The organism is Rhizobium tibeticum, from assembly GCF_900110205.1.
Lineage (GTDB): Bacteria > Pseudomonadota > Alphaproteobacteria > Rhizobiales > Rhizobiaceae > Rhizobium > Rhizobium tibeticum.
This window is the reverse complement of sequence record NZ_FOCV01000072.1, coordinates 1-13646: the sequence shown is the minus strand read 5'-3', so window position 1 is coordinate 13646 and position 13646 is coordinate 1. Positions and strand designations below refer to the sequence as shown.

6 protein-coding genes and 8 pseudogenes are annotated in these 13646 nt (G+C 57.7%); 8 read left to right on the top strand and 6 right to left on the bottom strand.

All coding sequences use genetic code 11. The annotated features are described in order from the left end of the window. Nucleotides 1-253, bottom strand: a 253-nt coding sequence (locus BSG20_RS33125) for a transposase (protein ID WP_143147589.1), incomplete at its 3' end; no start/stop codon positions are given. Between the two features lie 929 nt (nt 254-1182). Next, on the bottom strand, nt 1183-1440 hold the full coding sequence (locus BSG20_RS33120; protein ID WP_072382181.1) for a hypothetical protein: 258 nt from the start codon (nt 1438-1440) through the stop codon (nt 1183-1185). 131 nt (nt 1441-1571) lie between these two features. Here BSG20_RS33120 and gfa point away from each other — a divergent pair. Continuing rightward, nucleotides 1572-2058, top strand: a pseudogene (gfa, locus tag BSG20_RS33115) (S-(hydroxymethyl)glutathione synthase); the annotation flags it as partial. Nucleotides 2059-2313: 255 nt separating this feature from the next. Here the strand turns inward: gfa and BSG20_RS39075 are convergent. Next, nucleotides 2314-2679, bottom strand: coding sequence for a LysR substrate-binding domain-containing protein (locus tag BSG20_RS39075; protein ID WP_420884147.1), 366 nt, complete (start codon nt 2677-2679; stop codon nt 2314-2316). A 47-nt stretch (nt 2680-2726) separates the two neighbouring features. Between BSG20_RS39075 and BSG20_RS33105 the strand changes: the two are divergent. From BSG20_RS33105 to BSG20_RS33090, 4 pseudogenes are all read left to right on the top strand, one after another. Further along, nucleotides 2727-3112 (top strand): annotated as a pseudogene (locus tag BSG20_RS33105) (aromatic ring-hydroxylating oxygenase subunit alpha); the annotation flags it as partial. Next, a pseudogene (locus BSG20_RS33100) lies at nt 3102-4159 on the top strand (malonyl-CoA decarboxylase domain-containing protein); the annotation flags it as partial. The pseudogenes BSG20_RS33105 and BSG20_RS33100, both read left to right, overlap by 11 nt. Beyond that, nucleotides 4156-5670: pseudogene (locus tag BSG20_RS33095) on the top strand (malonate--CoA ligase). The pseudogenes BSG20_RS33100 and BSG20_RS33095, both read left to right, overlap by 4 nt. Nucleotides 5671-5766: 96 nt before the next feature. Continuing rightward, a pseudogene (locus BSG20_RS33090) lies at nt 5767-7112 on the top strand (SLC13 family permease). Nucleotides 7113-7257: 145 nt separating this feature from the next. Here the strand turns inward: BSG20_RS33090 and BSG20_RS33085 are convergent. The 3 genes and pseudogenes from BSG20_RS33085 to BSG20_RS33075 all read right to left on the bottom strand — a co-directional run bounded on the left by BSG20_RS33085 (nt 7258) and on the right by BSG20_RS33075 (nt 9718). After that, on the bottom strand, nt 7258-8244 hold the full coding sequence (locus BSG20_RS33085; protein WP_072382185.1) for a molybdopterin-dependent oxidoreductase: 987 nt from the start codon (nt 8242-8244) through the stop codon (nt 7258-7260). A 4-nt stretch (nt 8245-8248) separates the two neighbouring features. Continuing rightward, a pseudogene (locus BSG20_RS33080) lies at nt 8249-9270 on the bottom strand (carbon-nitrogen hydrolase family protein). Between the two features lie 64 nt (nt 9271-9334). Further along, nucleotides 9335-9718: a RidA family protein gene (locus BSG20_RS33075; protein WP_072382187.1), complete on the bottom strand. Its 384-nt coding sequence runs from the start codon at nt 9716-9718 to the stop codon at nt 9335-9337. A 179-nt stretch (nt 9719-9897) separates the two neighbouring features. Here BSG20_RS33075 and BSG20_RS33070 point away from each other — a divergent pair. The 3 genes and pseudogenes from BSG20_RS33070 to BSG20_RS33060 form a co-directional block, all read left to right on the top strand. After that, nucleotides 9898-10812 (top strand): annotated as a pseudogene (locus tag BSG20_RS33070) (LysR family transcriptional regulator). Nucleotides 10813-10971: 159 nt separating this feature from the next. Continuing rightward, a complete protein-coding gene (locus BSG20_RS33065; protein ID WP_072382357.1) occupies nt 10972-12177 on the top strand; it encodes an aminotransferase class V-fold PLP-dependent enzyme in 1206 nt (401 codons plus the stop codon). A gap of 186 nt (nt 12178-12363) precedes the next feature. Continuing rightward, a pseudogene (locus BSG20_RS33060) lies at nt 12364-13646 on the top strand (alkyl sulfatase dimerization domain-containing protein); the annotation flags it as partial.

Below are 13646 nucleotides of genomic sequence, written 5' to 3'. Positions count from 1 at the left end.
CTATTCTGTCAGCCTGCACCGCCAATTCCGCCTCAAGTGGACCGGCGTCCCAAATGCCATCCGAGATGAAATGATGCAGGCGGTCATAGCGATCAGGTGCCAGGCGCTCCGCCATCGGCTCGATACTCTTGCGATCTCCCGGCCCGATCAGGCCAGAAACATAGATCGGGCACATCTGCCGACGCTTCTTGTGGCCAAGCTTCTCAACAAACGGCTTCAGCCATTCCGTCAGTGCAACATCCTGCTCTGTCATCCTTCGCACCCCTGTTGAAGTGCCAAGGATCGCCGATCATCGTTAACCGAGGATTAATCTGCCAAAGTAGTGCTAGGAGTGACGTTTGCTGATGTTGTTCGGCGGGTTTTGGCTGTTTTGGGCCGCTGATTCCATCTGCCTATTCATTCTGCCTTCGGGTGCAAATCGATGCTCAGATTTTGAAAGCGCATCAAATTCTTGAAAGCCCGAACGATAATCAGGCGCTACGGTTTGGACGCTTCCTGAATTTCGTAATAGGGAAGCCCCGCTTGGTAACGGGCGCACGCTCGCCGTCGTCTCTGCATTAGAACCGGAGACGGCGGCTTGTGTCTGATAGAGGAAACCTTTGGTCGCGAGCTTCGACGAGGAAGGGGCGTCAGGCGCTGCAGTTCATACTCAAGAAGAAGGACGGCCTGGTCGTTATCAATGACAACCTGAACTGCTGACAATGAAGCGGTTCGGCCGGTTCGGGATGTGGCTGATGGGCTTGATAATCGCCGTCACCAGTGCGGTAGGGCAAGATGTTTTTCATGTAGGGCAGCGCGCCGAAATAGGGCCAAGGAAACGCCTATTGTGATTTGAAGGGAAGCCCTCGGCGAGGTCTGCTGCAACTGCTCTAAAGCTTCCCTTCTTGTCCTGGCTCCCCAGCGGGCCAGAACAGTTATAGATTACGCCGATCTGCCGGGCTCGCTAGTTGGACCAAAGCCCCAAGAGCAAGAAACGAGGGAGGTTCAGCAGCGGGGCGTACGCCCAGGGGATTGCTGTCACGAACCTTACCCCTCAACCCGTCCTGCCCTGAACGACAGGACGCCAGCGAGACTCAGGCTATCTTTGAGGGGTGTTTACCTGAAGTCGTCAGAGTGCCAAAGATGGGCATCGTCGGCACAACAGTATTATACGCTTATGGCAGCGGATTGGGGAGAGCGCCGTCACGACAGATCGATGGAAGCGCCAAAATAGGATTGCACCTCCTCCTCAAGCTGAATGCAGATTTGCTCGGATTCCTCCAGGAGCATCTTGTTGCCACCCTCTGCACGCAACTTGTCGCGGAACCTGACGGCGTCACCGTAGTTCTCGATATCTTCGATCCACCAATGGGCGCTATGGGCATAGGGTCGGAGATGTGGGCAGCGCACTAGAAGCACCGCCAATCCATAGCGAAAGCTGTTGAAGCGTGGATCTTCCATGTTTCAAAGCCGTCACGGATAAGGCTCTGCGAACAGGAGAGAACGCAGAGCCTCGTACAGTTGAGGTGATGTCGGAGGGTATCGACATCCTCGGTTAAACGCCACTATCCGGGATTGGTTCCCGACCCAATTGCGCGAGCAATCCCGTGAAGGTCCGCATCAAGGGCGACATTGCCCACAACCATGCCTGCGGCTGCTCGAAGTGCTGGAAGCCTGACGGTGCCGTGTTCTCGGTCGTCGCCGTCGCACCGACGGACAATGTCGAAGTGCTCGAAAACGGCGACAAACTCGCCGTCGTGGACTCCGCCGCACTCATTCAGCGAAATGCCTGCAAGGAATCCGGCGTACACATGTATGGCCCCGTCGACCGCGACCATCCGTTCAAGGGCCTCGCTTTCGTCCATCCCGGAGCGTTTTCAAGAAACGGGCTGGACGAAGCCGGGCTTTGCGGCCTTTGTTTCCTCGATCATCGAGAGCGGCTACGACCCAGCAAAGATGTATGGCGTACGGGCGCGCCTGCGCGAACTCGACCTTGAGCCATATGACTGCCTCAATCCGGGGCTGATGGACTACATCGCCACCTGGACAGCGAGGAAGAGTGGAGTTCTTGCCCAATGAAAGAAGAGGCGCCGGCAGAGATGCCGGCATGCCTTTGATTGAAATCACAAGGCCGCTGAAGGCCCGGAAGAGCAAAACAGGAAGAAGCCGGCATCAATTATGATGGCGGGGTTGGTTGATCAGTGATCGTAGGTTTTTCCGCAGTCTCGGCCAGCCAAGTCTGAAAGAGACGCGAGGCCTCCGTCTGACGCCGGCGTTTTGGAACGACGGCGAAGTAGGCGTTCCTCGTTTTTACCGTGGATTCGGTCAACCTAATCAGCCGCCCTGAACGAGCAGGTCGTCAACGAGGCGTCGCCATCCGAGCGTTATTCCCTGTCCGTTGAGCGCTGCATATATAGCCTCCGTATAGAAACTACACCGCAGTCCCGACTTTCTCTTCGGCAGTTCCACGGCGAACGCTGCCAGCCATTCGCTCCACCCCGTCCAAGTGGGGTCATCCGCCGTGTACGATATCAATGGATAGGCGAGAAGATCGTGCGGTGTCTCAATATTTCCCGCGCTTTGCGCAAAATTCGAGCTGCATACCGGAAAAATCTCGTCTTCGAAAAGGACGCTGGCCTGCCCATCAGCCCACATTCCGCTTCCGAAACGGATAGCAATGGCGATGTCACCCGACTCTATGTTGGGACCGTTATCCGGAGTCAGGATTCTGAGATTGATACCCGGGTCGCGGCTCGCGCCTTCTCAACGAAGGGCCGACGGTCGTTCGAAGCTGGTCTGTCCCTATCACCAATGGACGTACGAACTGTCCGGCGAACTTAGCTATGCGCCTCACATGGGCAAGGATTTCGACAAGAGCTGCAAGAGCCTGAAGGCCGTCAACTTCAAATCGATCGGTGGGCTTATCTACGTCTGTCTTTCAGACAATCCGCCGGAAGATATCGTTGATCTCGAGCAGGTGATGCTTGAGCGTCTCGCGCCCTACGATCTTCGGAACGCTAAGATAGCCCATCAGGTCGATGTGATCGAAAAAGGCAACTGGAAGCTGACGATCGAAAATAATCGAGAACGCTACCATTGCTCGGCGAACCATCCCGAGCTTTGCGTTTCGTTCGCGGCGGCAGGAGCTTTTGCGCCGATTGAATCACGCGCCGAACGGCACCGCCAAGCTTGTCCAGATGCGTCAGCACCTGCTTGCTTCCGAAGACCGGTCCGAAGGGTACCACGCGCTGGACGCCGACTTTACACATCTGTTCGGTTCCTGGTTCAATCGCGGCTTCCTGACGCTGCGCCCGATCGACTGGTCGACGCCGGCTTACATCCTTGAAAAGATCATCAAATACGAGGCCGTGCACGAGATCGCCGGCTGGGAGGAACTGCGGCGTCGTCTGGCCCCGGCCGACCGTCGATGTCTCGCGTTCTTCCACCCGCGCCTTGCCGACGAGCCGCTTGTGTTTGTCGAGGTGGCGCTCACACGATCCGTACCGAGGGCGATCGGAGATGTACTCGTCGAGGGGAGGGAGCAGATCAATGCCGACGAGGCGACGACGGCTGTCTTCTATTCGATCTCCAACTGCCAGGATGGCTTGCGTGGAATCTCGTTCGGCAACTTCCTGATCAAGCAGGTCGTGGAAGACCTGCGCAGAGACCTGCCCGGCCTGAAGAATTTCGTCACGCTTTCGCCCGTTCCAGGCTTTGCCCGTTGGCTTGCCAAGGCACGTGCCTCGGCCACCGACCGGTTCCTTGCGGAAGCGGCCCGTGCAACCTTGATGTTGCTGGACGATCCGAACTGGCCTGACAACGAGAATACGGCGACCGAAGTGGAGCGCGTGTTGCTGCCTCTTGCAGCGCGCTATTTCCTGACCGAACGGACGCCGGAAGGCCGCCCCGTCGATCCTGTCGCCCAAACGGCGCTTTTGGCGACCGCTCGGCCAAGGCGATGCAGCAGGCACACGGTCTGATGGTCAACTACCTCTACAAGCTCGACGACATCGTGGCCAACCACGAGGCTCTGGCGCAGCGCGGCGAAGTGATTGCCTCGCCGGGCGTCAAAAGCTTGCTCAACCAGAACGACGAAAGCCGCCGTGGCGGCAATGGCCAACAAGGCTCCCGACCATTCGCACAAATAATGAACTCAACGCTTGGAGGAGGGCGAAAGTGAGCAACCATTTTTTCGACGCCATGCGGGCCGCCGCGCCCGGTGACGCACCGTTCATCCGCATCGATAGCACTCGCACATGGACCTAGAATGACGCCTTCGCCCTTTCCGGCCGCGTTGCCAGCGCGATGGATACGCTCGGCATTCGCCCCGGCGACCGAGTGGCGGTGCAAGTCGAGAAAAGTGCCGAGGCCTTGATCCTCTATCTCGCCTGTCTTCGAAGCGGCGCGGTCTACCTGCCGCTCAATACTGCCTATACGCTGGCTGAGCTCGATTACTTTATCGGCGATGCGGAGCCGCGTTTGGTGGTTGTTGCGTCAGCTGCTCGAGGGGGTGTGGAGAAAATCGCGAAGTCCCACGGCGCGATCGTCGAAACGCTCGACGCTGATGGCACAGGCTCGTTGCTGGATCTCGCACGCGATGAGCCGGCCGACTTTGTCGATGCCTCGCGGTCCGCCGATGATCTCGCGGCGATCCTCTACACGTCGGGAACGACCGGACGCTCCAAGGGGGCGATGCTCACGCATGGGAACCTGCTCTCGAACGCCCTGACCTTGCGAGACTATTGGCGCGTCACCGCCGACGATCGACTGATCCATGCCTTGCCGATCTTTCACACACATGGGCTGTTCGTCGCCACGAACGTCACACTGCTCGCGGGCGCCTCGATGTTCCTTCTGTCAAAGTTCGACCCGGATGTGGTCGTGTTCCTGATGCCGCAGGCAACGATGCTGATGGGCATGCCGACCTTCTACGTACGCCTCCTGCAAAGCCCGCGCCTCGATAGAGAGGCTGTAGCCAACATCCGCCTGTTCATTTCCGGTTCGGCGCCGCTGCTTGCTGAAACACATACCGAGTTTCAACAACGCACCGGCCAAGCGATCCTCGAGCGCTACGGCATGACCGAGACCAATATGAACACGTCGAACCCCTATGAGGGGAAACGGATTGCCGGAACTGTCGGCTTCCCGTTGCCGGGCGTGACGGTGCGCGTAACCGATCCCGCGACCGGGCTCGCGCTGCCGCCTGAAGAAACGGGAATGATCGAGATCAAAGGACCGAACGTCTTCAAGGGCTATTGGCGCATGCCGGAAAAGACGGCGGCCGAATTCACCGCCGACGGTTTCTTCATCAGCGGCGATCTCGGCAAGATCGACCGGGACGGTTATGTCCACATCGTCGGTCGCGGCAAGGATCTCGTGATTTCGGGTGGGTACAACATCTATCCGAAAGAGGTCGAGGGCGAGATCGACCAGATCGAGGGTGTGGTTGAGAGCGCTGTGATCGGTGTGCCGCATCCCGATTTCGGAGAAGGCGTAACGGCCGTCGTCGTGCGCAAGCCCGGCGCCGTCCTGGATGAAAAGACCATCGTCAGCGTCCTCCAGGACCGTCTTGCACGCTACAAGCAACCCAAGCGCATCCTCTTCGCCGAGGACTTGCCGCGCAACACGATGGGTAAGGTTCAGAAAAACATCCTGCGGCAGCAATACGCCGATCTTTACACCAGGACGTAAGGCGACCGCGCCCTCTGGGAGGAGGGTGCGTCGACAGCCTGCATCAATCTTGAAAACAACAACTACGGCGCTGGAGGCGTCGGAGGGAGGGGAGTCATGGGCATTGAATTACTGGCCATTGGCCTGCTGGTCGCTATGTTCATCATTGCGACGATCCAGCCAATCAACATGGGTGCGCTCGCGTTTGCCGGCGCGTTCGTGCTCGGCTCCATGATCATCGGGATGAAAACCAGCGATATTTTTGCCGGCTTTCCGAGTGATCTATTCCTGACGCTCGTCGCCGTCACATACCTCTTCGCCATAGCGCAGATCAACGGCACAATCGACTGGCTCGTCGAATGGGCCGTCCGCCTGGTGCGCGGGCGGATCGCCTTGATCCCCTGGGTAATGTTCCTCGTTGCCGCCGTCATTACCGGTTTCGGTGCTCTTGGGCCTGCTGCAGTCGCCATTCTCGCACCAGTCGCGCTGAGTTTTGCCATGCAGTACCGCATTCACCCCGTCATGATGGGCCTGATGGTGATCCACGGCGCGCAGGCAGGCGGATTTTCACCGATCAGCATCTATGGCGGAATCACCAACCAGATCGTTGCGAAGGCCGGTCTACCTTTCGCACCGACCTCGCTGTTTCTCGCCAGCTTCTTCTTCAACCTGGCGATCGCGGTGCTGGTCTTCTTCGTTTTCGGCGGCGCGAGGGTGATCAAGCAAGAACCGGCATCATTCGGCCCTTTGCCAGAGTTGCATCCCGAGGGCGTATCGGCGTCGATCAGAGGTCACGGCGGCACGCCTGCAAAACCGATCAGGGAGCATACCTACGGTACGGCGGCTGATACCGCTACCACATTGCGCCTGAACAATGAGAGAATTACCACCCTGATCGGCTTGACTGCACTCGGCGTCGGCGCCCTGGTTTTCAAGTTCAACGTCGGCCTCGTCGCCATGACCGTCGCTGTCGCCCTCGCGCTGCTATCACCGAAGACTCAGAAGGCAGCAATCGACAAGGTCAGTTGGTCGACCGTGCTGCTGATTGCCGGCATCATCACCTATGTCGGCGTCATGGAGAAGGCCGGTACGGTCGACTACGTGGTGAACGGCATCTCCAGTCTCGGCATGCCGCTGCTCGTGGCGCTCCTGCTTTGCTTTACGGGGGCTATCGTCTCGGCCTTTGCATCCTCGACCGCTCTGCTTGGCGCGATCATCCCCCTGCCGTTCCATTCCTCCAGCAAGGGCACGTCAGCGCCATCGGCGTGGTGGCGGCGATCGCGATATCGACGACGATCGTCGATACCAGCCCGTTTCCCACCAATGGCGCCCTTGTCGTCGCAAATGCACCGGATGACAGGCGAGAGCAGGTGCTGCGACAGCTGCTGATCTACAGCGCGCTGATCGCCATTATCGGCCCAATCGTTGCCTGGGCGGTATTCGTTGTGCCTGGACTGGTGTGAAACCGAGCGAGCATCCCGAAAGCATGCCGAACGCTCTTCGGCACGCTTGCACCGGTTGAGAACGACTGGGGTGTTTTGAGGGACTTCGGATTTTTACACGCGCTGGTTACGCCGTCTTAACTTCGCGTTCGCGGTAGAGAAGGGCCTAGGCACCCACTTGAACTTGGACTGAGTGCACTTCGTTTCTTGCGGCCGATGGCGGCTGTCCTTCGCCAAGCTCGTTGGCGCAGCGACATAGCAGGACATGCTGGCCGGATGGTGGGACCCACGGCAACTCGAAGCGCTGCCAACTTCTATCCTCGCGCGGACCTACAATAGCACTCTGCCAGGAGCCTCCTCCATCTACGCTGATTTCGACGCTCGATATCTGACGATCTCCCCAAGCCCAGCCCCATATTCTCGTCGGCACGTCAGCCAAAAGCAGTTCATTTGGAGACGGCGACACGATAACGGACTCCGGGGCGACGCTCCAGACTGGCTTCACCCCTGATGGCGTCGGGTCGTTATAGAAACGCGTCGTATAGGCGCCGCTTGCCCGCCGGTTCGCGGCCGTGATCGAACCAACCCATTTTACGGAGTTCGTTCCATACCAACCCGGCACAACCAGTCGAACCGGACCTCCGCGCTCCGCAGTGAGCGGCTGACCGGTGATTTCAAGTGCGAGAAGAACTTCTTCTGCAAGTGCTTTCTCGATAGGTAGGTCCTTTTGATAAGGTTCTTCGACTTCTGCGTACTCGCCCCACTCGAGGCCGGAAGTCCATACGTAGGACGCATCGGCACTGATCTGCGCGCGTTCCAGAACAAGCGACAGCGGCACGCCTTTCCAAACCACATTTCCCATCCTGCGCCTGGCGACTGTCGGGGCAAGAGGGCTGCCAGCGCATTCATGAAATGACATATACTCGCGCTGCGGCATGGCCTGAAGATCCGCGAGACGCAACCTCATTGGGTTGCCCACCAGGCCATCGACATCGAGATACCAATGGTCTGGATCGATCTCGACGAACCCCATATGCGTGACCAGAAAAAGATCGTCCTCCGGGGTGATCCAGGATTTCAGGGCATGAACGCCGTCAGCCGGACCTTGGAAGGAGAAACCCTTCTTGGTCATGTGCATACCCGTCCGCGTCATCGACTTACTCCGGCAAACCCATCGCCTCGGGGGCCGTTAGAGCCTCCTCAGCGCGGCCTTCTAAAAATCTGATCTGCTTTCGGCGTCTCCGGTTGACAGTGACGTCAAAAATATCGAAACGGTTGTAACCAGCAACGACGTCGTGAAACCGCTTGGGCTCAACACAGTCGTCGAGATCGATATCGGCATAGCCGATACCTTCATCGATCATTTCATCACCAATTGGCGCTCCAGTCGGTCCAAGGAAAAAGCTGCTGGCGTGCGGACTGGCATCTATGATCGCTGCGATGGCAGGATCATCCAAAGCAGTGGATCTGTGTGCGCTATCATCAAGGCGACCTGCGACAACAATTGCGAAGCACTTGGCCTCGAAGCAATGCGCCGAGGCACGGATGCGGTTGGCCGCCCGGTTGTCATAGTTGTCGCTCTCTGTGGGAACGCGAGTGGGCCAGATCGGCGGATAACTGCTTATATGAACCTGCTCGGCTTGCGCCATCAGACTGTAGCGCGCGAGTGGATTTGTGTTTTCCCCGCAGATGAGACCGCCAATACGACCAATTCTTGTATTTGCGATAACCAGACCTGCGCCGTCGCCGGGATCCCAAACCAGTTTCTCGAAGAAAGTTGCGACCAGCTTTCGATGGTGGATCAGGATCTCACCCGTATCTGAAATCAGGACATTACTATCCACAGGCCTGCGACACTTGCCGGGTTGCGCTCGGAGAAACCGATTGAAACGAAAACACCGTTGTCGGACGCAGCTTTCCGCACACGCTCGATTTCAGGTCCGTCGATGTATACGGAAGCATTCAAGAAGCGTTTGAAATGTTCGTGCGATTGAATGGGTGGGTAAAGTGCTGCCCAGACGGGGAACCCCGGAAGAAAGCTTTCCGAAAATACCACGAGCGATGCGCCATTTCGCGCAGCCTCTGCGATTACCGAACAAGCTTTCTCCGCGCTCGCTACCGGATCGAGATAAACGGGGGCAATATGAGCAGCGGCGGCCTTGAAGTTCATATTTACCATCGACATTCCTCTACTCATGAAGTTTTGGCAATTAGCCATTTCGACAAGGTCGCCAGAGACCGGGTTACGAGTGCCGTTTTGCCGTTAGACCGATTTCAATGCGTGCACCAAGGGGCAAGCTGGCGCAGCCGATTGTGGTGCGGGCAGGGTAGGGCGATGAAAACCGTGTGGCGTAAATCTCGTTCATCTGAGCGAAGTCGTCCATGTCGGTGAGATAGACGTTGACGGATACGACATCATCCGGCTCGAGGCCTGCAGCCTCCAGGACCTGAAACAGATTATCGAAACACTGGCGGGTCTGATCGGCGACATTGCCGTCGACAAGTTTGCCGTTGCTCGGATCAAGCGGAGTCTGGCCGGAGCAGAACAGTAAGTCGCCGGCCCATGTCGCGTGCGAATACGGTCCTACTGCCGCAGCGTTCGAAGCATTCACAGTTCGTCTTGACATGGTTCCTCCATAGGCAGGTTCAAGCGGAGCCAACCTACTGGCGATCAGCATGTCCGCGGGTATTTTACTTCATTGTACGCTGCACGTTCAGCTTTACAGCCGTTCGAAACTAACAGAACGAATTTGCGCGCCAATCCGAATAGGATGGACTACGCTGTGCAAAAATAGACGGGGATACTATGGCGACTGCAATCGACCATCTTGATTGGGACGATCTCAAACTTTTCCTCATCGTCGTCCGGTGCAAGAGCGTGACCGGAGCAGCCCGGGAACTGAAAGTCAGCCACTCCACCGTATCTCGTCGGCTTGCTCGTCTGGAATACACGGTTGGCGGCGCACTCGTCGAACGGACCAAGGACGGACTTTTGCTGACAGCGGCCGGGCTGGTTACAATGCGGCGAGCGGAGGAAATCGAGAACGGCGTGAATGCGCTTCGAAGCGACGTGAGCAATCGTGACGAAATTCGCGGCACAGTCAGATTAGCCACTATGGAGGGCATCGCAACGCTTTATCTCTCAGAGCGCCTCGTTGAACTCAGTAGCCGATACCCTGATCTTGACCTTGAGCTTGTAACATCACAGCAGACGGTTCGGGTCGCTCGCCGGGAAGCCGATCTGTTCCTAAGCTTCTTCAAGCCCCACGGAACTTCTCTCGACAGTCAGCTGATCGGACGGTTCAAGACCGGCTTGTTTGCTTCGCAGGCCTACCTGAAGCGCAATGGCGTCCCCTCTGACGCGGCGGATCTTAGCAACCACCGATTCGTCGGCTAGGAGCTGGTCCAGCTCGAAAGCGTTCTATGGCTGGAGGAACTGGTACCCGCCCCAAAAATCGCGTTCAGCTCAAACAGCATGATGTCGCAGATGTTCGCAGCGTCTGCGGGCGCAGGAATAGTAGCCCTTCCCGAATTCGCACGCAGTCTGAACCTCGGTCTCGTTCCAGTGCTCGACGAGTTGAGCGGCGAACGTGAGATCTGGATGTCGGCACATCAGGACTTGGCTTATCTCCCGAGAGTGAGAGCCGTAAAGCAGTTCCTGAAAAAGCTGGTTCGTCGAGACGAACAACGACTTCTGAGAAACGCACCCTGGTCTTCGTGAAGTTTCGCAAATGGACTGCTCGCAGCGCTACGGCCGACCTGGCAGGCGTCCATACAACGATGCCCATTTCTGCACAGCAGGTTGCGAAAGTATCGCCTTCCGCGACAATGCCAATTGTCTCAACAAGATTGTTGGTTCGATCAAAGGAAGGAATCCCTCATGTCGGAAATCAGCCGCGACGCTCGCAAGACTTTGGACCTCTTTCGTCTGCGCGCTGATACACCCGGCACAAAAAACAGAAATCATCTCAACAACGCTGGGGCGGCGCTGATGCCGAGCACGGTGATCGATGCAGTGACGGGATATTTGAGCCGAGAGGGCGAAATCGGAGGTTATGAGGCGGCAGCGGAGGCTTACTCGCTGTTGGAGGGAACCTACGACAGCTTGGCTACTTTCGTAAACTGCGACCGCGACGAGATTGCGATAGCTGAAAACGCGACGATCGCCTGGCAGCGCGCCTTTTACTCCCTCTCGTTTGGACCTGGAGATCGAATCCTGACGGCAAGTGCTGAGTTTGCAGCCAACTATGTCGCCTTTCTGCAGGTCGCCAAGCGCACAGGCGTGTCGATCGAAGTCATTCCGAATGACGCTTCTGGCGTCCTCGATCCGGACGCGCTGGCGAAAATGATCGATGATCGCGTTCGGCTGATAGCGGTGACCTGGATTCCCACGAACGGCGGGCTTATGAATCCGGCGGCAGCGATCGGTCGTATAGCGCGCGAAAATGGCATTCTCTATCTGCTCGACGCTTGCCAAGCCGCAGGGCAAATCTCGATCGATGTTGATGCGCTCGGCTGCGACATCCTCACCGCAACTGGCAGAAAGTTTCTCCGTGCTCCACGAGGAACTGGTTTCATGTACATGCGTAAATCGGTCCTGGAGAAGATCGAGCCCGCGATGATCGACCTCTATGGCGCACCCTGGACCGGTCCCGACCGATACGAATTGCGGCCTGATGCCAGACGTTTTGAAACTTGGGAGAAGAACTATTCGGTTCGTCTCGGCCTGCGGGCGGCAGTGGATTATGCGCTCGACATTGGGCTCGAAAACATCGAAGCGCGTTGCTATCACCTTTCGTCAAAGCTTCGCGAAGGCCTGAGGGGGATGCGTGCCGTATCCGTACATGATCTCGGGGCGCCGCTTGCTTCCATCATCTCATTCACCGTTAACGGTTGGGACTCACCGGCCGTCATGGCTTATCTGAGTGGCAAGGGAATTAACGTCTCAGTTTCCCCTCCCTCCAGTACACCCGTTGACGCCTACATGCGACAACTCCCGCCTGTGGTGCGAGCGTCACCACATTACTATAATACCGAGGAAGAGATCGATGCGTTCCTGGATGCGATTGCTGGTATTGCCTCGTAGCTGATCTGCACGGCTGATGAATGAAGCAGCTCGTTTCAAACGGCGAGGCAGCTTATGTAATCTCACAGCAAGCCGTGACAGCTTGCTAAGCAGGATGGCAAGCCATGACGGTTCCCAACCGGCACGGCATCAATCGACAGCCGCTGCCAGTGGCGGAGGGTTAATGATGAGTTGCGAGGGTTAGCTATGGTGATTGGAACGCCTCGAGATCAATCGGTGCCTGCCCACGCGGACGAGTTCGTTGGCCGTGAGCAACTCCGCGCGAGTTCCGCCGAGTTCAGGAAGGAAGTCATTCACATCACCGGCGGCGTCTTTGCGGCCGTCGGATACTCCGCAAGCAATGTCATCCTAATTCGAGGTGACACGGGGTCTATCATTGTCGACACCTCCGCCAACGCGGTCGATGCGAGGGCGATCATGGATGCCTTCGGGGATCGCTTTTTGCGCCCTGTCAGAGCAATCATCTACACGCACAATCACCCAGACCACACCGGCGGTGCGACGGTGTTTTCCGGCAATGACGACCCTGAAATCTACAGTCACCAGACGCTGGTGGAATCCGGCCTCGAGTTCGGCAGGGGCCAGCGCGACGGCGGCGACGCGTTTGGCACGAAGCTGCCCGACGAGCTGTTCATCAATGCCGGCACCCAGCTCGAATACGGTCGTATGACGCCGCACACTCGGGAAGGGTACCTGCCGCCGACGCGCACTTTCGCGGGCGATAGCCAAACAACCGAGGTGGCGGGCGTCCGGATGCAGCTCATCCACACTCCCGGCGAGTCTCCGGAGAACACGGCTATCTGGCTGGCCGAAAAGGGTGTTCTTATTCCTGGCGACGACTTCTTAAAATCTTACCCGAACCTCTCTCCGATCCGCGGCCTTAAACTGAGGCCGCCCGAGAAGTGGATCGCCAGCCTCGAAAAGATGCTCACCTTGGACGCCACCTATATGGTGCAGGGGCATATGCGTCCAATTCTTGGGAAGGACGAGGTGCGAAAGGCTCTCACAGACTACCGCGACGGGATCAAGACCGTCCTCGACCAGACCCTTGCAGGCATCAAGTACGGCAAGACGCCGGACGAACTTGTCCAGGAGGTGAAGCTACCTGCCGGCCTTGCAAACAGCCCGTACCTCCAGGAATATTATGGCAGCGTCGCTTGGGCGGTACGGGGTATTTATGCCGATTATGTCGGATGGTTCGATGGCAATGCGACCAATCTCTTCCCGCTGCCACCGACCGAGCGCGCCCGCAAGATGGTTAACCTAGCCGGTGGACTGGCGAAGACGCTCGATCGAGCCAAGGAAGCGATCGAAGAAGGAGTTTCAATGGGCCGCCGAACTTGTCGATCATGTTCTGGCTCTCGACCCTGAAAACGTGACGGCGAAGGAACTCAAGGCCCGGGCGCTGACCGAACTTGGCGAACGCCAGATCAATGCCACGGCCCGGAACTACTACTTGACCTCGGCGC